Consider the following 22,144-nt stretch of genomic DNA (forward strand, 5'->3'; position numbering starts at 1 on the left):
TCTTCTCTACTCTATTCTAATGAATGTATAAAAATCCCGCTGCGAAGTTTCGGTTCAAACCATGTTGATTTTGGTGGCATTACTTCTCCAGCATCTGCGATTGCTAATAACTCTTCCATTGATGTTGGATATAATGAAAAGGCAACTTTATACGTACCACCATCTATAAGGTGCTCGAGTTCTTCTAGTCCACGAATACCACCAACAAAGTTAATGCGCGCGTCTGTACGTGGATCATGAATTTGCAATACTTTACTTAATACATGCTCCTGTAAAATCGCGACATCTAGACGTTTCACAACATCTTGAGTGTCAACTATTCCTTCTTTCGCAGTTAACTCATACCATACTCGATTCATATACATGCCAAATGTATGTCGCTTATTTGGTTTCAGTGGCGATATATGTGCTATTTCCACATAAAAAGATTGGGAAATTTGTTGTAAAAATTGCTCTTCGGTTAAGCCATTTAAATCTTTTACAACGCGGTTATAATCCCAGATTGATAATTCATCATGAGGGAATAAAACTGATAAAAAGAAATTAAATTCTTCATCTCCTGTATAATTGGGATGTTCCTCTCTACGCATGAGTCCTACTTTAACAGCGGATGCCGAGCGATGATGTCCATCCGCAATATATAAAGCAGGAATTTCTTCAAAAGATTGTATCAACGCAGCAATAACATCTACTTCTGCGATTTTCCATACTACATGCTCGACCCCATCATCTGCAGTAAATCGGTACATTGGTACGTGATTTTCTTGCCAATGTACCAGTAATGTTGTGACCGATTCTTTTGCACGATATGTTAAAAAAATCGGTCCCGTATTTGCATTACACGCATCTACATGACGAATGCGATCTTGTTCTTTATCATGACGAGTTCGTTCATGTTTTTTTATTGTATTATCCATATACTCATCAATGGATGTACAAACGACAAGTCCAGCTTGCCTTCTTCCTTGCATCGTCAACTGATAAATATAAAAGCACGGCTCTTCATCTTGCGTCAGTATCCCTTCCCTGATTAAACGCTGTAAATTTTCATTCGCCTTTTCATATACGCTATCATCGTATGGGGAAATCGATATTGATAAGTCAATCTCTGCCTTATCAATATGTAAAAACGAATATGGATTTCCCTTTACCACTTCTCTTGCTTCTGCACTATTTAATACATCATATGGTAAAGCTGCAACTTGTGCTGCCCTATTTTGCACCGGACGAATAGCCCGAAATGGTCGAATTGTCGCCATTTTCCTCTCCCCTTTATACAATCATTCGAACGGCTACAACACCTGTAATTCCCCTTATGTTCTTAACAATATTTTCCTTCATTCTATCATCCATTCCATTATCAATATCAATCATTGTATATGCCCAAGAGTTTTTACTACGGTTAATCATATCCGCAATGTTAATATGATGCTCCGCTAAGCACCCTGTAATTTGTCCAACCATGTTCGGAACGTTTTGATGCATAATCGTAATCCGTTTTTTGCCAACATACGGAAGTTCTACATTCGGATAGTTAACTGAATTTCGGATATTTCCTGTTTCCAAATAATCTTGCAATTGGCGCGCAGCCATAACAGCGCAATTTTCTTCCGATTCATATGTTGAAGCGCCAAGGTGTGGCGTTGCAACTACATTTTTCATCTTTATGACATTCTCATTTGGAAAGTCTGTCATATAATGATTGATCGTTCCTTCTTCTAAAGCCTTTTCTAAGGCCGTCTCATCAACAAGCTCTCCTCTTGAAAAATTGAATAAACGCACACCTTTTTTCATCATACGAACCGCATGCTCTCCAATGATTCCTCGTGTTTGCTCTGTAAGAGGAATATGTAATGTAATATAATCACACGTTGTAAAAATTTCATCTAAGCTAAACGCTCTTTGCACATGTGTAGATAAACGCCATGCCGTTTCCACTGAAATATAAGGATCATATCCAACAACATCCATTCCTAAAGATAGCGCATCATTCGCAACAAGTGCACCGATTGCCCCAAGACCAATAACTCCTAATCGTTTTCCGGCGATTTCCGATCCAACAAACTGTTTTTTTCCTGCTTCAACAAGCTGAGGAATTTCTTTTCCCTCTAACCCCTTTGTCCAGCTAACTCCATTTATAATATTTCGAGAAGACAGAATGAAACTTGCCAGTATCAATTCTTTCACTGCATTCGCATTTGCACCTGGTGTATTAAATACAACGATACCTTTTTCTGTGCATCGATCTATAGGAATATTATTTACACCCGCTCCCGCTCTTGCAATTGCCTTTAAGTTCTTTGAAAACTCTTCTTGATGTAAAGAATAACTGCGAAGTAAAATTCCATCAGGGTCCTCTATTCTTTGTCCGATGTTATATCGTTCTGCTTCAAAAACTTGTAAACCTTTTTCAGCAATTTGATTCAATATTTGAATATGAAACATATCCCCATCCCCCTATCTATTCTCTAACTCAAAAGCCTTCATATACGCTACTAATTTTTGCACTCCTTCCATCGGCATTGCATTGTAAATACTTGCTCGCATACCGCCGACAGAACGATGCCCCTTTAATGTTACAAGTCCCATTTCTTTTGCTTTTTGTAAAAATTGTTCATTCAATTTTTCCGATGGTGTTGTAAAAGGAATATTCATAAGGGAACGATATTTTGGATCAACTGGTGAAGTAAATAATTGTGATTCATCCAAAAATTGATACAGAAGTGCTGCTTTCTTTCTATTTTGTTGTTCCATTGCCGATACCCCGCCCTGTTCTTTTAACCATTCTAATACGAGCTTTGTCACATAAATACTAAAAGACGGAGGTGTATTATATAAAGAATGATTTTTACTATAAGTTTCGTAGTTTAACATAACTGGACAAGAAGCCTTTGCTTTCCCCACTAGCTCCTTTTTCACAATTGCAATTGTTAATCCGGCAGGGCCTAGATTTTTTTGTGCTCCTGCGTAAATTACCCCGAACTGATTCACATCATATTCTTCCGATAAAATATTAGAAGACATATCAGCAACAAGCGGAATGGTTGCAACTTGTGGTATTTCTACATACTTTGTTCCTTCGATTGTATTATTCGTTGTAATATGTATGTAGTCTAAGTTTGAAGGAATCATGGCAGCACTGATATAAGGAATTGTCGTAAATTTATCTTCCTCAGAAGAAGCGACAACAACAGCTTCTCCGACTTTTTTCGCCTCTTGCAATGCTTTTTTAGCCCATGTTCCTGTTAGTACATATCCGGCTTTTTTATGTTCATTCATTACATTCAGTGGAACTATTGAAAATTGTAAAGATGCTCCCCCTTGTAAAAATAAAACATCATATGAATCTGGAATATGCATTAATTCTCGAAGCAGACTACTTGTTTCTTCGAGAATCTCTTGAAAATATGAAGATCGGTGACTCATTTCCATTATAGACATACCTGTCCCATTATAATTTAAAAGCTCCGCTTGCACTTTTTCTAATACTGGCAAAGGGAGCACTGATGGCCCTGCTGAAAAATTATACCCCCGCTTCATCACCTAGATGACCTCCTACTTTCTTACATTCTATGTTATTAAAATTTCCTGAATTATAACTTATATAGAATATTCAGTCAATTCATTTCGCTTCATTACAACTTAAGACGCATTGGAATCGTTTGCAGATGCGGACGATTCATAAACATACAAAAAAGAGTGTTAGGCCATTCCTCCTACCTAACACTCTAGTTATATAAAAGTCGCTAACTATTCGTAAAGAACCGATCATAAATTTGATAAAGAGCGGAAAGACCAAATAACCAATAAATCGTATCAACAAGGGCTGGCATAGATCCAAACCAATTCTCAATTACATTATAATCCAATGCCACACCTAGCCAATTCAAACCGCCTAAAATCACCAAAACCGCTGTAAGGTAAGACAAAAATTTCATTATGATTGCCCCCTAGGTGATAAAATGGTGAAAGGCCTTTCACTAAAATATATGTAACAAATTACAAAACTTGCTTATTTTTTATTAAAATTATTTTGAGTAAAAACATGTAGGGATATTTACTCATAATCGCACTAAAAAGACCTTATAAACACGCTGTTAACCTAAAAAATAGTCCTCTTTACATCTTTCAAATTTAAACAAAGTACAATGAATCATGAAAAGGAACTGCATCTCTCTTTTGTAACATTTTATTTCAATTTTAGAATTTAGTGATATGTAAAAATACATAAAAAATATAGTTGATATTTCCCTTGGTTGTAACTATAATGATTACAGGTTGATAGAAATACATAACAGCCTTCAAATACAACACGAATAGAGAGGTTATAAAATGAATATTAAAAAAGTGATTTTAGCTAGTGCGTTAGGACTTACAACACTTGCAGGTGTAAATGTATCAAGTTTAGAAATTCCAAAAGCTAGTGCAGCTTCTGTTGAATTAGATACAATTCAAGGGCGTATTGTCGAAGTGGTAGATGGTGCAATTTATATTCAGTCTAAAGAATATAATGACCATATGGATCATATGATTCAAATTATACTGGACAACCCAACTCATACATTTAAAGTAGGTGATACAGTAAAAGCAACTGGTACACTATGGAGAAATATGGCTACATATATGAGAGCAAATGTAGTAGAAAAAGTGAACGAAGATGATTCATTCACGCCGGGAATTCATTACAATCAACAAGGTACACCAACATATGTAATTGGTACAATTACAAAACAATATAACCTCCCTTATGATACAAATGAATCACAAAATTTTGTAGTAGTTACATACCCAAATAAGGAAGGAAACCCTCTGACAGTACATGTTGCCTTAACATCGAATAATAAATTTAACATTGGCGATACAGTAAAAGTAAAAAACATCATGCAATGGTTCAGAAGTGATCAGTTTGAAACGGACGAAGTAAATATGGAAAAAATAACTGAAACGAAAACATCAAATGTACAGAGTGACCGCTGGATTTGGTCTTAATTCCAACTTTCTAAAACTATAAAAACAAATAAACCCCGCAACGATTCTTTTTGTTCTCAAAATTGTCAAAACATCTACAAGTCTATAATACTGACACATGATATGATATCGTTGCAAGGTCATATGTTCCCTTAACTGAAAAATCTTTGTAAAAACCCTGTTCCCTTTACAGGGTTTTTTCTTTCTCCTTACTTATGCTGATCGTTTTCGTCATTCCAAGTTGCTATACATTTAACTCTAACGATTTTGTTACGATGCTTTTATATACTTCGTGTATCCCCTCCCCTGCCTTCTCTATGTCATTTTAAAATGGTGACATGATTCTTACTACTTCATTCATACAACTTTCACAAGCCCAAATATTCGCATCAGCTTTACGAAATAATATTTGTTTTTTCTAATCCTTTCATTAAGATTTTAGTTTATAATATAGAAAGCGTTACATTTTGAAGGTGGTTATAAAATATGCAGAAAAAATTTTTACAAATACTATTAGTCTCTTTGAGCTTATCAATAGGCGGCTGTAGTATAAGTACAAAAAAAGAAGAGGTAGTAACGGAAAAGCACCAAGAAAAAAAGATCATTCCAAAGTATAATGTTTCTGACAATTACTTCAAAACTGTCATTCCTTTGAATGAACAGATTTTAGGCGGGGAAATCAATCAAGCTACGAATTCCAAATTAGATGTAACTGCCTTTGAAGAAGGCTTATTTCATATTGCATCGAAACAATTCGATAGAGAAACTCATTATCTACAAAGAGGGGAATTTATTTCTCAAAAAAAGATACATGAATTACTTAAAAAGCAAGAAGTTCCATACGTATCTAACATTATAGAGCATGATTATTTTACAAGAAAAGATGCAGGAGAATTAAGCTTAGCAGGCATCATAATCGGTTTAGCTATGACTGCTGACCATTCAAATGAGGAGGCTATGACAAAAGCAACCGAAATGTCAAATCATGTTTTACAGCTTATTCATAGTAATAAAAATTTCAAAAATGTTCCTATCACATTTGCTGTATTCAAACAAGAACCAACAACATCTATAAAACCAGGTGTGTTTATTTCTAGTACAACCGTACAACAAAATGAAAAAAATATAGCACAATGGACTAGTATGCACGAACAAAAGTTTATTTATCCTTCTGATGAGTTTCAAAAAGCACATGATACAGATAAGAAAAAATTAGATGAATTTAACGATGCCATCAGTGAATTCTATAAAAAAGATTATTATCCTGTTAAAGCTGTTGTAACTTATAATAATGAGAAATTAGATACACTCACTTTAGATACTGTAATTAAATTTAATGGTAAATCAGAGTTACTTGCTTATACACAAGTCGTGTCTGAAAGTATGTTAGAAAAGTTACCTAAAGATGCGAAAATTCAAGTTACAATAAAATCCGAACAACAAGATGAAGCTGTTATAGTGAAAGAAAAAAATAAAGAAAAACCTTTTGTTTATTTTTTTGAAGCTAAAAAATAAGCGGTCATTCTACTAAAAATAGAATCATCAAATGAAAAAGAAAAGGCGCCTGCGGGTGTCTTTTTTATAGGAAGAAAAACAAGCAAAACGCTCTTCTTCCACTTGTAAATCGCTTATCCTAGCTGACCTTCATAATGACCGATATATCCGATACCATTTCATCGACGATCAGTCTCATCTTCGTCAATCCCTTTAAGATCTAAACTGTATATTGGTTCCTGCTTGGTTTTTGGATAGTGGAAAAATACATGCGGTCGAGTATGCATTTTTTCTATCTTAGAATAATTATATATTTGGATGAAAACTAATTTCGTGCACTTTTCAAATTATCATATTTTTTGTGTTTTGATCCTAAAATATAGAAAGCACTTGTTGCCTTTAGTTGACAATCAAGTGCTTTCAGTTCATATGTTTTTAAGTATCGTTAATTTTGTAAGTTTTATAGTAACAATCTGACACCTTTTATATATCGTGACAAACAATACGTTAAAAATTACGAGTTTGTACGAGTTCGTTAGTTTTATGTCCATTCCATGTGTTTATATTCATCGCCCAGTAAAATGTCATCTCGCCTAAGCTCGTACTTCGTTTTCTATTCTTTCATTGCACACAGTACTCCATGATGGTACAACCATCATGGAGTATGCATTTTCAAACATCCTATTATTTCTTCTATCCACTTCACATGTACTTTGTTTTTCATTGATTTATATATGCATTAATGTGTTTCGTTATCATATCCGCCTGTAAAATATAAATTAAGTAGTAAATCTAAATCATTAGAACGAATCCTATATCTCTATTTACCTAGTAATAGGATATCTACTTATTCTATTATTGTACCGGTCCCATAAAACCAGTAATAATAAGAATATGTTCCTTCAATTTGACCTTTTTTAAGTTCTCTACTTTTTCTGCTCCACCTAAACCTAATAGAGGTGTATAACCAAAACACTCCTCGTAATCTAACTCATTATATTGTTTAAGCGCTTCGGGATAAGGTTGCCAAGATAAATCTTCATCTCTAAATTCTAAATCAGCAATATTTTGAAAGAAAAATTCAAATGTAAACATAATGGTCTTTACTATACCATACCTGTAATTAAGTAATCTAACATAACCATCTGACCAAATAACCAAGTCGCCCATACCCGTAGCAAACAATACTATTGAATCCTTATATCTTTGACTACTCTCCTCCAAAATCTCTTTAAATTCCTCTGGATTTACACTTTTAAAATACCCTTGCATAAATGTACCAAATCCATAATTACTCCATAAATTTATTATTTCATTAGGTACTACATGTTTATACTTTTCAATGATTTCACTCGGAACTTTATTATGCAACTTAAAATCTTTTAAATATTGTTCCATTTAAATTCCTCCTCTAATGTGTTAATTTTACATTCAAATAAGTATTTTTTAATTGTTCTGGTGTCATATTTTTGGCTAATTCCTTAATTTGTTCATCAACAATATCAATTCTATACCGCCATTGACTACCTATAGAAGAATTAATCCTTTTATCTCCCATGCCCCCTATTATTTCTGCCTTTCCACCTGCTATCTGGTCAGGGTTGTGAAGTGCAGCTTGAGTATCTAACCATTCTTTGGCTTTTTTCTTGGCATTTGATAACGTTAATCCTTCTCTTTGTAGTTCATTTACCTTTTGTACATAAGCTTCTTCTCTAGCAGCTTGTTGAGCAGCATTACCTTCAATAGCTCGCCCCTGTGCTATGTATCTTTCACGATTTTTTAAATACTCATCAACTGTAAGCTCATTCATACCTTTTTCTTGGTCTTTTAATTGTCTTGCAAACTCTTCTGAATCATGTTTTACATTTCTATTAAAGTTCACTTCAATTTCTTTTATTTTAGGTACATCATTTAAATGCTTACCATTACCCGTACCCTTAACTCCCGAACCACCATTCCCCTTCGCAAGTTGATAAGCATCATCTTTAGCGGCTCTTCGTACTCTTGCAAAGTTTTCTGCTATTTCTCCAACAGTTGAACGTTCTATATAAGGAATTTTTATTCCCATTCCAGTGTCTGCTGACCTGATTGCTACGGGGACTTTCGTTTTTTTCCATGTATGGAATGCATTCTGTAACGTCTCATTATCCTTTAACGATTGTACCACATTTTTTCCGATACTTGGATTGAGATCAGTGATTCCTTCTTTCAATTTTGTGAGTTTTGTAAGAAGACCGATGTCGATTGTTCCTTTGAATGCTTTTGTTGCTAAACCGAGTCCTGGCATAAGGTCGAGTGTTCCGAAAAAGCCATCTTCTACTTGTTCTTCTTTGCTTAGTTTTCGGTGCGTCCCCCAGTCCTCCCCTTCGATGGCACTTTTTACTTGCAAGCCACCGTATACAACGGACGCTGCGATTCCAAGTGGCGGACAGAAGATCGTCGTGACGATAAGTGTTCCGCTGATTGCTACATCACGCCATGTTTCTAATTTTTTCTGTTCGTCTTCTATAGAGGTATACTCAAATCCTCGCATAGATGGGACTAGTTGGCGATATTCTTTGTAGTTTAGTTTCGCATCTGGATTTTGCTTTTTGACTTCGTTATACTGCGCGCGAAGTACGTGATCAAAGGCCAGCGAATCTTTGAAAATGTCATCTACTGTTATTTTTTCTTTTTTTGTCGTAATTGTTTGCGGAACCCCATACGCATGGCTACTTGGTAATGTTGTTTTCGCTTTGGCACCAATTCGATTTTTTGTTTGAAAGTCTCGAATGGATATGTCTCTCATTTTTTGAGCAAATTCATCCATCTTTTTATAGAACGGTTCATCTATATGTTCATATACAATCTGTCCTGCTTTATCACAATATTTTTGCAGCGTTGTATAATCCTCAAGTAATGTATTTATTTTCTTTTCTTGTTTTCTATGATGAAAATCAATACATCTATCTGAATCTAAGTCTTGTATTCGCTCTTGTATATCCTCTAAAAGTTCATCTGCCTGCCGTAATTTCATGATTGCATCTTTTGTAATCTCATTTATCCCATCTTTCATTTGTTGCCAATGCTTTGACTTATAATGCACATCCATCTCTTTTCCATCCCCTACTTCCGTATCCAGATTATTCAAGAACTTCTAATATTTTTTGTAATTCCTCGTCTTTTTTTATCATTTCTTCAAGTGTATAGTTCACAACCATTGCAGCTTGTTTATAGTTATCCGCCAATTCCATTGTTTTTTCTAATATGTCTTTATAATGATCGGTAACTTTTGTTGCCTCACCTTTTTGATAGAAATGTGACTGTGCTAGTTTATTAATACTTTGCTGTACACCATTCGCATACATGTTATAAATTGTTTCAAGGCGCATCGCGATTGTAACCATTTCAGAAAAATTTACTAATACTTCTGAATGACCACCTGCTCCTCCTGTACCTCCATCGCCCATAGATACTTCCATTAACGCATTCCTCCTAACGAGAATTGTCTTGGATCCATTAACTTTTTATACGGCATTTTCAAGCCGTCGTATAACTTCTTGTTCACAGCATATAGACTCGCCCACTCGTACTGCTTACGTTCGATATCAATTTGAATGAAGTTTTCTCCCTCCGTAAAGTACAAGAAGCATTCCCATTTTCTCTTGTTGCCTAGTCGCCGATCCCGCGGGCGAGAAAATGTTTCAACGGCCAATACATCTTTTTTGGACAAATCCATTTCTTCAAAGAACCGCTGCTTTTCTTCTGTCATTTTATTCGTTAAAAAAGTATGCTCTATTTCTCTCGGTTCTCGCATTAAAAATGGGACACGTTGTAATAATGAGAAATAGACATCGCGCTTCGCTATGTAATCAATTTCGTATTCCTCATTTTGTTTTTGTTCCGTCAATACAGCTACCCTATCTTGATCTTGTGGCAGAAATCCGATTAAAAGGTTATTAAACCGCGTGTACTCGTTACTTTCTTGATACGCTTTTAATAATTCAATAAGTTGGAAGGCCGTTGGTGTGAGACCATTCTCCTCTGTAATGAATCCCTTCGCTTTCAACTTTTCTGTCGCTTTTGTTACACAGTCTGGATCTGCTAAAGTAAGTTTTTCGCGCTCTGGTAAACCAAATAAATATGTAATGCCAGCGGCACCAGCTAATACATAAAGTTCACCAGGGGTAAAACTTTCAATTGTATGTACCATTCCCTCATTCCCCCAGTTCTATTTTACAGTTTCTTTACCTCTTTAACTTCAGGATGATTTGTAAAGGATTGAATGTGTTCATCAAGCTCTTTCAGTGCTTTCGTATGTCCTTCAAGTGCTTCTGCCATTTTTGTATTAAATTGAATTAACAATTCTAAATAGCTTAAAAAAGCATTACGCGTTTTTCCATTCCAATGTGAACTTATGACGTATGCTTGTAATTCCTTTGCTTGCTGGAGTGAATCTTTTACCCCTTGTTCGATTTGCTCAGCATAAGAAAGAGCATTCAACGCTTCACTTCCATAAATTTCAATTTCTTTACTGTACATTTCTATCCCCCCATTGTACTCCATACTTCTTTATCTTCACTTATTTTCCAAATAAATTCTTCATCGCATTAGCCGTTGCTTCAGCTTCAGCTTTATTTTCTGCATCTGCTTTTGCTTTATATTCCTCCCACTTGTAATACGCTTTATTTTTAGCAGACGTAACGTCTCCTAGCATTTGGCGAAAATAGTTGACCATCTCGGTTAATTCCGAATCTTTCTTGTGCCGAGCCGCTTCAAATTCACGGGCAGGAATTTTATCTTGTGGCAATCCATGACTGCTTTCCTCGTAACTACGCTTTGCTGATTCCGCTTCCTCGATTAAAGTTCTCAGTTTACTTTCTTTCGCTTTTAAATATCCATGCAGTTTATCGTAATTATCCCGCTTTCTTTCACTATCTGTATAGGAAATATGAAGAAAGTTACCAATAGAATCTATCAAATGTTCCCCCATGTTTTTCCTCCTTTATAAAATAATTATTTTTTCGATATTTTACATATAGTCCACCTTGTAATTATTTTCAAAATTTTTCTTATATAAGTAATTTCATATGGATATTCTATCAAAAAATAATAGCTATTTCACCACCTATTAAAATAGAATATTTTTATCGTATTCCGTTCTACGAAATGGAATGCAAGAGTTGTTCTTATAAATTAGATGATAACGAAAAAAATCGAAGTGATCTCTCACTCCGAAAAAAGCTAGACTTTTAAAGCTCCATACACTTTCACAAGCCTTCTCCTTATTTCAACTTCCCTTCAAACACAATTCTTCTCCCGCATGGTTCTACAACTATTTTTCCATCTTTCTTTACTTCATGAAAGATCGGTTCTTCCATGCGGCGTGATGGCGCATATCCTTCTTGTTCCATACGTGCTAAACAGTCTGTAATGGTTTCATTTTCTTGTACTTCAAATTTCTTCTTTTTAGGTTGTTTTGTCATGTCCTAACCTACTTTCTATTTTTCTTGATGCAAATTGATTTTTCATATATGCGATATATAAAAGTGCAATGACTGCCATTATCATCATAACGGCTATAAAAAAGCTTGTATACTGTATTTTCTCAATAAATACGCCTCCTAATACAGGACCTAAAATACTTCCTATGCTAAAGGAAATTCCGGATAATATATTTCCAGCGGGCAGCAAATGTCTCGGTAATAAATCTGTCATAAATCCGAGTCCTAATGAGAAACAAGATCCAATTACCATCCCAATTAGAAGCATACACCCAAATACAATCCAATAATACTCATCAAACAAAGCCGCAACGAAGAAAATGATTGTACTCATGCTGAAAGTCCACGTTAAAATTCGATCTCTTCCATATTTATCACTTAATATACCAAGTGGTATTTGTGTAATAATCCCTCCGACTGCAAATGCAGGTAATAAGAACGACACATCGGATACAGACCATCCTTTTCGAAGTGCATATACTGGTAAGTTGCTATTTAGCATGGCTTCTAACACACCGTATGCTAATGGTCCTATTAATGCAATCCATGCGAAAAGAATGACTTGTTTATAACGTGAGAAGGATGTCCCACCATCCTTTCCATCTTCTTCTTGTATCGGAAATGCATTTTTTGTCGGAAGCAATAGTAACCACCCAATTAAACAAAGAATTGTTGATACAATAAATGGCGTTGCGAGTCCATATTGGACGGTGCTAGCTAAATACGGACCGACTGCAAATCCAATCCCGAAAAAGACTCCATATATAGACACTTGTTTTCCGATTTTATTTCGATCCGCAGTTGTCGTAATCCACGTTTGCGTTCCAACATGAAGCATATGATCTCCTACCCCAACGAAAAAACGAAGAATAAACCATGCCCAAAATGAAAATATTTGTGTAAAAAGGAATAATGAAATAATAACGAGAAATCCACCTATTACAATCACCGGCTTCATTCCAAATCGTTGCATCGGTTTTTCAAGCCATGGTGAAATAAATAAAATTCCGATATATAACGCGGTTGCATGAAGACCATTAAAACTAGAACGAATTCCCTCTTGTTCAAAAATCATTGCGATAGCTGGTAATAACATCCCTTGTGACAAACCAGAAATTGCAACAATCCCCACCATAATCCAAAATGTAAATCGCATTATATTCTCTTCCCTCCCCCTTTTCATACTCACCAAAGCTTATTATAAACTGTTTTCACAGCAACGTGTACAAATCGAACAAGAAAAAAGAAGCAAGAAGATGTCTCTTCTCACTTCTTACCCATCCCACACTTTTGCTTTTATAATATGATGAAAATGTTTATAAAAAGGACTTGTATATACTGCCGAACCATATATAACAGGATGCGCTGGAACAAATGAAGGAACGTAACTTGACGAATATGGAAAGAACGGCGGTTCAACCACTTGCATATATGTCGGATGAATCAGTACTTTTTTATACGAATGTCCATCATAAGGAGATTGAAATATAAGAGAAGGTTCATGCATTTTAAGCGGTATCATATTATTCCTCCTTTGATACAAATACTACAGTATATGTATCATTCGTACCTTCTGGAAGAATTTATTTACCATTTAACCAATTTGTTACGTGCTGAATATATTCATCTAAGCAATCAATGAATGGGGAATGCCCACAATCTTTTAATATCGTTAACTTTGCATGAGGAAGATGTTTCGCCAATTCTTCTCCCACTACTTGCGGGACAACATAATCCCGATCCCCTTGTAAGACAAGCGTTGGTACTTGTATATGATGAATATGACCATTTCCTGGTACTACGCCATTATGCTCATCTGAAATATTAAACGTAATTAAAGCATAGTTGACATCAATGAAATTACGCTGCGTTAACATATCATCTAAATATTTTTCATAGCGCTCTGGATCTGGTTGATTATGTGTATAAATTAACATATTCCACAACGTTCGGTAGTAAAGCTTGTTCATCTTTTTTATCGCTTCTAAAACAGGCACAATTTGAACAGAATCTTGCGCGATTTCTTCTTTTGTTTTTAATAATGTAGATACAATTGGTTGCCCATTCACATCTTTTTTAAAGATTGGATATCCTTTCATGCCAACAGATTCTACTAAAATAAGTTTCTTAACCAGCTCCTTATAGGAAGCTGCAAATTCCATTGCAACCCCGCCTCCCATCGACCAACCCATCAATGAAAACTCTTTTAATTGTAGTTCATCGATCCATAACTTCACATCATCTGCAAAGTCTTGTAAAGAATCGATTGGTCTATGATATGTGGATTGTCCGAATCCTCTTAAATCAATCGCATAAATATGATATTGATTCTGTAGTTGTTCTATAACTAAATCCCAATGCTGCGAGGATGTCATATTTCCGTGAATGAGTACAAGTATCTCTTTATTTTGCCTTCCAACATCTTGATATGCGATTGTTTCCCCATTGGATAACGAGACAAATTCCATTGTTGCAGGCTTAGGCATCACAAGTTCCCCCATTCATTTTTAATAGAAAGAAAATTCCAACTTATATTTAGAATAACATGTAGAATATATGTTCTCAATATAAAATCTATACAAAAATTTTACATAAAACAACATGTCCATCACTAGACAATTTTGATAAAAGAGTATATAGTTAGCTAGGTAACTAATTTGAAAGGATTAAATAAATGGACGAAAAACAACACTTTTTTCATGTTGTCAGTCAAACATCTCGTAAGTTTACGAAGAAATTTAATGAACATGTATCATCTACAGGTTTATTTAGTGCACAGTGGGCTGTCATTTTCCGCATTCATCAAACAGGCCCTTGCACACAAAGGGAACTATGTCAATACTTAAATGTTGAATCTCCAACAATGACTCGTACATTAACACGTATGGAATCTATGGGCTGGATTATTCGAACAGAAGGAAAAGATCGCCGAGAAAAGCTTATTTCCTTATCAGAAACCGCACTAGACATGATTCCAGTGTGGCAACAAGAAGTTGCTGCTTTCGAAGAGAAAGCTCTGCAGAATATTAGTAAAGAAGAGATGTACCGAACATTTCAAGTACTACAAACGATTATTCAAAATCTAGATAATTAAATTGGAGGGATGATAATGCAAAGTGAAAGACTTTGGACCAAGGACTTCCTTGGAACTTGTTTCAGTAGTCTATTTATCTTTTTAACATTTTACATGCTTATGACCACTTTGCCTGTCTATGTCATTGATGGTCTGAAAGGAAAACCAGAAGAAATCGGATTAGTCGCAACCGTTTTCCTTATCTCTTCTGTATTATGTCGTCCCTTTACGGGAAAATGGCTTGATGATTTAGGAAGAAAGAAAATATTATTTATATCTCTTTCTCTATTTTTAGCCGCTACGGTTATGTACTTTGGTACACAAAGTTTATTTTTATTGCTTGCCCTTCGCTTTCTACATGGAATTGGATTCGGGATGGCAACAACAGCTACAGGTACGATCGTAACAGATGTTGCACCACCACACCGCCGTGGTGAAGCACTTGCTTATTACGGTGTATTTATGAGCTTGCCGATGGTAATCGGTCCTTTTTTAGGTTTAACAATTATTGCACACTTTTCATTTACTGTTTTATTTATGGTTAGCTCTATATTTGCATTATTTGCATTTTTCCTTGGTTTACTCGTAAAGATTCCACATGAACAACCACTAAAGAAACAAGATCGCCAAAAAATGAAATGGAAAGATCTCATTGAACCATCAACGATTCCAATCGCTCTAACAGGTTTTATTCTAGCATTTTCGTATAGTGGTATTTTATCCTTTATTCCCATTTATGCAAAAGAGCTTGGTTTAGAAGAAGTGGCAAGTTATTTCTTTATTTTATATGCACTTGTTGTTGTGTTATCTCGTCCATTTACTGGAAAGATGTTTGACCGTTTTGGTGAGAATATGCTCGTGTATCCTTCTATTATTGTTTTCACAGTTGGAATGTTCATCTTAAGTCAAGCTCAAACATCATTTTGGTTCCTTGGTGCAGGTATGTTAGTCGGTTTAGGGTACGGAACACTGATTCCAAGTTTCCAAACAATTGCCGTTTCATCTGCTCCAAATCATCGCCGTGGTTCTGCAACAGCTACGTATTTTTCATTCTTTGATAGCGGTATTGGGATTGGTTCTTCCGTTTTAGGTATTATAGCTGCAAGATCAAGTTATCATAATATGTATTTCATCGCTGCGATTGTCGTGGCATTTACATTGCTTATTTATTACGTTTTACATGGTAGAAAACAGAAATTCAAAAAACAACGTACAGACGGACAAATGTCTGCTTAACACTCATAAGGAAAGTAAACTTCTCTGTTTACTTTCCTTATTTTGTATTTTAAAAATAACAGGCGTATACTTATAATAGAAATGATAAGGAGGTACATCCATGAATGTAAAAAAATCTCCCCTTTTATTGCTTATTCTCACACTGTTATTTATTATAACAGGACTTGGATTTACTTTTTTTAAACACAACAAAATAACGCCTTCTAAAGATACTGTAACAAAAGAAAATTGGTTACAAGACCCATACTTACGTTGGTCCTATACAAATATGAAAGAATTGGCTCTTATCCATGAAGTACATAATGATCCAAACAAAATTACGCACTTCCCTATCGCACTACAAAACTTAGATCGTTTCTCTATCAAACAAAAAATGGGACGAGATATTCCTTTAAAGGAATTATTAGATGAAAATAAAACCGATGCATTTGTTGTTGTGCATAATGGAAAGCTTGTTTACGAACGCTATTTTAATGGATACAATCCAAATACACCACACGGAATGGCATCTTTAGCGAAAGTATTTACCGGTGCACTCATTCAATCTTTTATAGAAGAAAAACGCATCGATGCAAATCAAACTGCCGAAACATATGTGAAAGAATTGCAAGGCACCCCATTTGGAAAAGCGACAATTCAGCAATTAATGGACATGCAAGTGTCTGTTGAATATCCTACGCATCGATTTAGACAGCCAGGGCTAGAAAACCAAGATGCACAATTGTATTTAGCTAGCAATATGCTACCGCGCCGCTTGAATTATGATGGTCCGATGAATATTTATGATATGTTACGTGAGGCAAAAGAAACTGCCCCGCCCGGAACTACTTTTTCTTATAATAATGGTTCTACTGAAACACTTGCATGGATTATACGAACAATCACTGGCAAGTCTTTAACTGAAAATGTAAGCGAACGTATTTGGTCAAAAATCGGTATGGAACAAAATGCTTATTATGTTACCGATGAAACTGGAATTGAACAAGCAAGCGCTGGTTTAAATGCAACGGCAAGAGATATGGCAAAGTTTGGGGAATTGTTGTTACATAACGGACAATATCATGGTATGCAAGTTCTTCCCTCCTCTATTTCAGAAAATATCAAAAGCGTACGCGAAGGTGAATTAGCAATTGAGCAAGGGGCATCTATTTCATATCATAATCAATGGTGGATTCCTCATAATGAACACAGTGCCTTCGAGGTGCTTGGAAGTTATGGTCAACGCCTGTATATCGACCCAAAAACAAACATGGTCATTGTCCATTTTTCATCTAACGCTGCCCCAAGCAGTGACGTACATACAACGTATTCCGATATGTATGTAGATATTGCTAAACATTTAGAAAAGCTTTCCCATAAGTGAGAGCTTTTTCTTTTTAAATATCTGAATTTTCAGTTTAATAAAGGTTATTTTACTCAATGCAGCGAATATTTACAAAAAATATGAAGGAGGTTGATGTACTTGTTTCGCTCTTTTACAAATGGTTGCGTCGCTCTTGTGCAACGCTTTTTACCAGAACCGTTTATTTTATCCTGTTTGCTAACCGTTTTTGTCATTTTCTTTGGCATGTTTGCCACAGAGCAATCCCCCATTCAAATGATTGCTCATTGGGGTGATGGCATTTGGGGGCTATTGTCCTTCGCGATGCAAATGTCTCTTGTACTCATTACCGGCTCCGCTTTAGCAAATGCTCCGCTGATTCGAAAAGGTTTGATGAAAGCGGCGCAGTTACCGAAAACAAGCGGACAAGGTATTATCGCTATCTCTATCGTTAGTTTGTTAGGAGCCTACATAAATTGGGGATTTGGCATTGTTGTCTCCGTTTTATATGCTAAAGAAGTTGCCAAGCATATAAAGAAATTGGACTATCGTCTTGCAATCGCTTCCTCTTACTCTGGATTTCTCATCTGGCATGCTGGACTTTCTGCCTCTATTCCGCTAACATTAGCGTCCGGAGGTGAGACATTAATAAAAACAACGGCTGGTAGTCTGAAAGAAGCAATTCCCATTACCGAAACATTATTTTCACCATATGCTCTTGTTCCTATCATTGTCTTCTTCATTACAATGCCACTTATCAATAGAGCGATGCATCCAGATGCGAATCATACTGTTACTGTTGATCCAAATGTATTTCATGAAGAAGCAGCCGCTCAAGAAACAGAAGTTTCTACTTTTGCTGAGAAAATGGAAAACAGCATTTGGATTACGATCTGTATCGGTCTTTTAGGAATCATTTATATGATCCATTACTTTAATACAAAAGGCTTTAACCTTACGCTCGATATCGTTATTTTTATATTATTAATTGCTGGCCTTATTTTTCATCGTACACCTATTCAATATATTCGTGCTTTTTCTGAATCAACAAAAAGCGCTTCCGGCATTTTATTACAGTTCCCGTTTTATGCCGGAATTATGGGAATGATGATGGGGGCAAATAGCGAAGGACTTTCACTTGGTGGAGCTATTTCAAATTTCTTTATTCAAATCTCTAACGAAACGACTTTTCCTTTATTTACATTTTTAAGTGCAGGAATTGTCAATATCTTCGTTCCATCCGGAGGGGGCCAGTGGGCCGTACAAGCTCCGATTATGCTTCCAGCTGGTGCAGAGCTCGGTGTCCCCGCTGCGAAAACGGCAATGGCCATCGCCTGGGGAGACGCTTGGACAAATTTAATTCAGCCATTTTGGGCATTACCAGCCTTAGCAATTGCAGGATTAGGTGCTCGCGATATTATGGGATTCTGTGTGATTAATCTACTCTACGCAGGAGCCATCATCGGTTTATGCTTACTTTTCATTTAAATGAACATACCAAAAAGCTAGTTTTCATACTAGCTTTTCTTCTTTCATCTCTGTTTTTCTTAATAAACGAGCCGGATAAAAAGTTAAAATTGCTAAGACAAATAATATCCAAAATACATTATATAGTGAAGTACGATAGATATTGATCACTCATATGATACTTCATTTTCTATACAAGCAATCACTCTTTTCCATTGCGCAATAGATAATTGTAACGGTTCATATTTCACCGCACTGGTTAAAGCACTTTCTATATATGCCGGATTTTCACTTAAAAAATCCCAACAGAGTACTTTGGGGAGATAATACGCTTGAAACGTTTCACTTTCTTTTATAAGCTGATCAACCTCGCGCTCACAAATTCCTCTTACTAAATACTCAGTCCTTAATTCTTGATATACATTTTGTGAATACTCGCTATACTGTTTCAGTTGAAGTAAACAAATAATATATGTACGAAATACATCATCTTGCCGCTCACAACATTCCATAATTCTTTCTACTTCACTCATCGTTACTCAACCTTCCCTTGCATTCCCAAAGTAAAGTTAAAATTTCCCTTTCTGTAACATATTCTCTACAATCTTTACATTTTTAGAATTCTTTAATAGTCTCTGTATAATTTTCATCAACTCTTCTTTCTCAAATGTTTGTAACTTCTCTCTCATCACCTCTTCTCCAATACTTTGAATTTCATATACAACTGCTGCCATATGCTTACAATAGTTTTCATAAGGGCACTCACAACTACTGCTTATAAAATCTTCAAGATGAATCACTACCTCATAATCTCCGTAGTTCCCTCTTACAAGTGCAAATACTTTATCATTATGTACTTCTACATCTTCTACATATCCCTCTTCATAATATTCACACCCTCTATCAATAATGTGCTTAGGAATCCATTTTTTCATCTCGTTTATTAAAAAAGCGTACATAGAACCGTCCTTCCTTAAATTCCCTTTTGACTTCGTTTTATATTGTATGATATTCTATTACATGTCAAGTAGCAAGCCTATAAGACAACACAACTGGCACCTAATCGGCAAAGGTGTCTCTTTTCATGTTTAGCCGAATGAATGGCCTCTTTCAGGGCATATTCAACTTTTAACACTACACACTCAACACCATTCCCTTGTATCAGGCTGCTTTCGCAGTCTTTTACTCTACATATTATCTTAATTTTCGAACAAATCATAATATAAAGTGCAGGCTCATAATCAGTGAGGATTTCTCCATCCCCCCACTGATTATGAGTCCTCACTCAAATAGCGGGATAAAAAAGAGAGACTAGCTTCCTTTTCGCGCCTTATAATAAACGCCTTTTTCACTATGATGACATTCGTCATCGGCTAAAGTAATTTTCCCATCCAGTTTCAACTCATCTAATAGCCTTGATAAATAAAATTGGTGTAACATTTTTTTTGTAAATTTTCCTTCATGATTTGATTCGATATGCTCTTGAATATCCACCAATGATATCGCTTTATCCTGTTCCATCATATATTCATATACTGCATTACGCAGCTTTACGTACTTCTCAAGTTTCACCGTACATTTACAGCCCCTTTCTTCTTATTCTTTTATGATTGAATGGTTTTTTATAATAAAAAAACCTCTTCGATAAGAAGAAGTTATGTCTAATCTCTTCATCTTATCTTTCAGAACAAATATGTTCTGCTGGAATTAGCACCTGCATCGCGGTTGCTGGGTTTCTTTGGGCCAGTCCCTCCACCTCTCTGGATAAGAAAATATTCACTTTACCTCCAATGATATCCACTTCCCTTATAAATGTCAAATCATATACGTACTATGTTTTTTGTAAACTGTCCATGCTACAAGTATACACAACAAAGAAGGACTTGATGATGGAGAAACATGCACGCGGATATGTTCAAGATTCTTTTCATTCCTTACAAGAAGCAAAGTATTGTTTAAAAAATGGCTTATAAATAGTAGAAAAAGATGAAAATTGCGAGCGAATTGAACAATCTCTTCAAGCAGTAAACGATGCTTTGCAAAGATGTAATTATACTAATAAGGTTAAACCGCAATCGGCGCTGGTTTTTACGTATACTCTTACCTTAATCTCTTGGTTCTCACGAATTGTCGAAGTAAAAGTGTTACTGCTCACCCATACCGAAACAAATCGAGCCCATCTTAAAAGATGGGCCCTTCTTTACATTGTATACGGTAACACTAGTAGTGCTACTATGAAAAAATAGACTGAATTTAAAATCTCTAAAACCCCTACTTTTAAAATAGAAATTTTCTTACCATATAATAAAATGGCTCGAACGAAACTCGGAAGGAATAGAAGAGAAAGAAGCGGACTCCAAATACATAGTAGAATTAGTAACATAATATGATATCCCCAAGATAGATTCCGATAGAGCAAATTATGTTTTTCACGTATCATCGTCTTCACATAAAACGTACTTCCTAAAAAATAAAGAAAGGATACAGCTGCTATCCATAATGCAACTGCGTCAACAGTTTTCATTGAAAAATAATAGCTAATCAGACCACCAATACAAAAAATGATTATAGCACAAATATCATTCGTTAATGCACGTTCCTTTTTTTGACGAGCAAAATATATATTCACTATAAAAAGGGGAATAAGAATACCAATAAACATAACGATTTTCCATTCGTATAATAACGATATCATCCCAAATATGCCCGCAATGATAAAATATAATAAAGCGGCATATAGAAACTCCTTTTTTCGTCTCTGTTTCATATACATAAGAAATGGATACGTTGCCAAATATATAAATAACCAAGCAATAAATAGGGGAATATGATAGATAGTAGGATTACCAAGTAATACGCTAAGTAAAAACGGAATAAGCAGCATTCCCCATGCACCATGCTGCTTTGGAATTACGAGCTTCATATGCTTTTGCATCTCCTCTTTGAAAACTTTTCTCATTCCCTATTATATAAAAATCTCATATCAAAATTAGAATATATTCAATCAATTTCTTGACACTTTTGTGGATAAAAAAATACTTCTTACGAATAGTAAGAAGTATGAAAGAGGCAAACGAATATGTAAGTCGCGACCCTACTCTA

General features: G+C 35.4%; 24 protein-coding genes, 1 pseudogene and 1 riboswitch. Of the genes and pseudogenes, 7 read left to right on the forward strand and 18 right to left on the reverse strand.

From position 1 onward, the window contains the following. Nucleotides 1-11 precede the first annotated feature (11 nt). The 4 genes from MR058_RS06905 to MR058_RS06920 form a co-directional block, all read right to left on the reverse strand. Nucleotides 12-1,259: a DUF1015 domain-containing protein gene (locus MR058_RS06905; protein ID WP_242143265.1), complete on the reverse strand. Its 1,248-nt coding sequence runs from the start codon at nucleotides 1,257-1,259 to the stop codon at nucleotides 12-14. A gap of 13 nt (nucleotides 1,260-1,272) precedes the next feature. Further along, nucleotides 1,273-2,445, reverse strand: coding sequence for a phosphoglycerate dehydrogenase (locus MR058_RS06910; protein WP_242143266.1), 1,173 nt, complete (start codon nucleotides 2,443-2,445; stop codon nucleotides 1,273-1,275). Nucleotides 2,446-2,457: 12 nt separating this feature from the next. Continuing rightward, nucleotides 2,458-3,540: a 3-phosphoserine/phosphohydroxythreonine transaminase gene (gene serC, locus MR058_RS06915; RefSeq protein ID WP_242143508.1), complete on the reverse strand. Its 1,083-nt coding sequence runs from the start codon at nucleotides 3,538-3,540 to the stop codon at nucleotides 2,458-2,460. A 206-nt stretch (nucleotides 3,541-3,746) separates the two neighbouring features. Beyond that, nucleotides 3,747-3,938 carry a DUF378 domain-containing protein gene (locus MR058_RS06920; protein WP_012094544.1) on the reverse strand — a complete coding sequence of 64 codons (192 nt, stop codon included), beginning with the start codon at nucleotides 3,936-3,938 and terminating at the stop codon, nucleotides 3,747-3,749. Nucleotides 3,939-4,332: 394 nt separating this feature from the next. On the opposite strand from MR058_RS06920, the gene MR058_RS06925 reads away from it, so the two are divergent. Continuing rightward, nucleotides 4,333-4,989, forward strand: a complete 657-nt coding sequence (locus MR058_RS06925) for an ATP synthase F0F1 subunit alpha (RefSeq protein ID WP_242143267.1) — start codon at nucleotides 4,333-4,335, stop codon at nucleotides 4,987-4,989. A gap of 465 nt (nucleotides 4,990-5,454) precedes the next feature. Beyond that, nucleotides 5,455-6,483: a CamS family sex pheromone protein gene (locus tag MR058_RS06930; RefSeq protein WP_242143268.1), complete on the forward strand. Its 1,029-nt coding sequence runs from the start codon at nucleotides 5,455-5,457 to the stop codon at nucleotides 6,481-6,483. An 834-nt stretch (nucleotides 6,484-7,317) separates the two neighbouring features. Here the strand turns inward: MR058_RS06930 and MR058_RS06940 are convergent. From MR058_RS06940 to phaZ, 10 genes are all read right to left on the reverse strand, one after another. Continuing rightward, the gene (locus MR058_RS06940) at nucleotides 7,318-7,860 is read right to left on the reverse strand and encodes a T6SS immunity protein Tdi1 domain-containing protein (protein ID WP_242143269.1); all 543 of its coding nucleotides are present in this window, start codon (nucleotides 7,858-7,860) and stop codon (nucleotides 7,318-7,320) included. 13 nt (nucleotides 7,861-7,873) lie between these two features. Next, nucleotides 7,874-9,553, reverse strand: a complete 1,680-nt coding sequence (locus MR058_RS06945; protein WP_242143270.1) for a polymorphic toxin type 15 domain-containing protein — start codon at nucleotides 9,551-9,553, stop codon at nucleotides 7,874-7,876. A 31-nt stretch (nucleotides 9,554-9,584) separates the two neighbouring features. Beyond that, entirely contained in the window at nucleotides 9,585-9,923 is a 339-nt protein-coding gene (locus tag MR058_RS06950) for a hypothetical protein (protein WP_242143271.1), read from the reverse strand. Beyond that, a complete protein-coding gene (locus tag MR058_RS06955) occupies nucleotides 9,923-10,654 on the reverse strand; it encodes a DUF5081 family protein (RefSeq protein WP_242143272.1) in 732 nt (243 codons plus the stop codon). The genes MR058_RS06950 and MR058_RS06955 overlap by 1 nt, the downstream gene beginning before the upstream one ends. A gap of 23 nt (nucleotides 10,655-10,677) precedes the next feature. Continuing rightward, a complete protein-coding gene (locus MR058_RS06960; protein WP_242143273.1) occupies nucleotides 10,678-10,983 on the reverse strand; it encodes a WXG100 family type VII secretion target in 306 nt (101 codons plus the stop codon). Nucleotides 10,984-11,023: 40 nt separating this feature from the next. After that, nucleotides 11,024-11,434: a hypothetical protein gene (locus MR058_RS06965; protein ID WP_242143274.1), complete on the reverse strand. Its 411-nt coding sequence runs from the start codon at nucleotides 11,432-11,434 to the stop codon at nucleotides 11,024-11,026. Nucleotides 11,435-11,726: 292 nt separating this feature from the next. Further along, nucleotides 11,727-11,927, reverse strand: coding sequence for an NETI motif-containing protein (locus tag MR058_RS06970; protein WP_012094558.1), 201 nt, complete (start codon nucleotides 11,925-11,927; stop codon nucleotides 11,727-11,729). Continuing rightward, entirely contained in the window at nucleotides 11,911-13,101 is a 1,191-nt protein-coding gene (locus MR058_RS06975) for an MFS transporter (RefSeq protein WP_242143275.1), read from the reverse strand. The genes MR058_RS06970 and MR058_RS06975 overlap by 17 nt, the downstream gene beginning before the upstream one ends. 117 nt (nucleotides 13,102-13,218) lie before the next feature. Continuing rightward, nucleotides 13,219-13,467 (reverse strand): hypothetical protein, encoded by a 249-nt coding sequence (locus MR058_RS06980; RefSeq protein WP_242143276.1) that lies wholly within the window; start codon nucleotides 13,465-13,467, stop codon nucleotides 13,219-13,221. A 61-nt stretch (nucleotides 13,468-13,528) separates the two neighbouring features. Next, complete coding sequence (gene phaZ, locus MR058_RS06985; protein ID WP_242143277.1) at nucleotides 13,529-14,446, reverse strand: intracellular short-chain-length polyhydroxyalkanoate depolymerase; 918 nt, start codon at nucleotides 14,444-14,446, stop codon at nucleotides 13,529-13,531. Between the two features lie 173 nt (nucleotides 14,447-14,619). Between phaZ and MR058_RS06990 the strand changes: the two genes are divergently transcribed. From MR058_RS06990 to MR058_RS07005, 4 genes are all read left to right on the forward strand, one after another. Further along, entirely contained in the window at nucleotides 14,620-15,039 is a 420-nt protein-coding gene (locus MR058_RS06990; protein WP_242143278.1) for a MarR family winged helix-turn-helix transcriptional regulator, read from the forward strand. Nucleotides 15,040-15,054: 15 nt separating this feature from the next. Beyond that, nucleotides 15,055-16,254: an MFS transporter gene (locus MR058_RS06995; protein WP_242143279.1), complete on the forward strand. Its 1,200-nt coding sequence runs from the start codon at nucleotides 15,055-15,057 to the stop codon at nucleotides 16,252-16,254. A gap of 100 nt (nucleotides 16,255-16,354) precedes the next feature. Further along, a complete protein-coding gene (locus tag MR058_RS07000) occupies nucleotides 16,355-17,617 on the forward strand; it encodes a serine hydrolase domain-containing protein (protein WP_242143280.1) in 1,263 nt (420 codons plus the stop codon). Nucleotides 17,618-17,716: 99 nt separating this feature from the next. Next, on the forward strand, nucleotides 17,717-19,063 hold the full coding sequence (locus tag MR058_RS07005) for a short-chain fatty acid transporter (RefSeq protein WP_242143281.1): 1,347 nt from the start codon (nucleotides 17,717-17,719) through the stop codon (nucleotides 19,061-19,063). A gap of 146 nt (nucleotides 19,064-19,209) precedes the next feature. On the opposite strand, the gene MR058_RS07010 is transcribed toward MR058_RS07005, so the two are convergent. From MR058_RS07010 to MR058_RS07020, 3 genes are all read right to left on the reverse strand, one after another. Beyond that, nucleotides 19,210-19,575 carry a group-specific protein gene (locus MR058_RS07010; RefSeq protein ID WP_242143282.1) on the reverse strand — a complete coding sequence of 122 codons (366 nt, stop codon included), beginning with the start codon at nucleotides 19,573-19,575 and terminating at the stop codon, nucleotides 19,210-19,212. Between the two features lie 36 nt (nucleotides 19,576-19,611). After that, nucleotides 19,612-20,001 (reverse strand): SWIM zinc finger family protein, encoded by a 390-nt coding sequence (locus MR058_RS07015; RefSeq protein ID WP_242143283.1) that lies wholly within the window; start codon nucleotides 19,999-20,001, stop codon nucleotides 19,612-19,614. A 352-nt stretch (nucleotides 20,002-20,353) separates the two neighbouring features. Next, on the reverse strand, nucleotides 20,354-20,614 hold the full coding sequence (locus MR058_RS07020) for a hypothetical protein (RefSeq protein ID WP_242143284.1): 261 nt from the start codon (nucleotides 20,612-20,614) through the stop codon (nucleotides 20,354-20,356). Nucleotides 20,615-20,714: 100 nt separating this feature from the next. Next, nucleotides 20,715-20,813, reverse strand: a riboswitch (SAM riboswitch). 118 nt (nucleotides 20,814-20,931) lie between these two features. Here MR058_RS07020 and MR058_RS23595 point away from each other — a divergent pair. Then, nucleotides 20,932-21,117 (forward strand): annotated as a pseudogene (locus MR058_RS23595) (hypothetical protein); the annotation flags it as partial. Between the two features lie 125 nt (nucleotides 21,118-21,242). Here MR058_RS23595 and MR058_RS07025 read toward each other — a convergent pair. Further along, on the reverse strand, nucleotides 21,243-21,965 hold the full coding sequence (locus tag MR058_RS07025; RefSeq protein ID WP_242143285.1) for a YwiC-like family protein: 723 nt from the start codon (nucleotides 21,963-21,965) through the stop codon (nucleotides 21,243-21,245). Between the last annotated feature and the right edge of the window lie 179 nt (nucleotides 21,966-22,144).

This window comes from Bacillus cereus group sp. BfR-BA-01430, from assembly GCF_022663115.1.
GTDB classification, from domain to species: Bacteria; Bacillota; Bacilli; order Bacillales; family Bacillaceae_G; genus Bacillus_A; species Bacillus_A cereus_BD.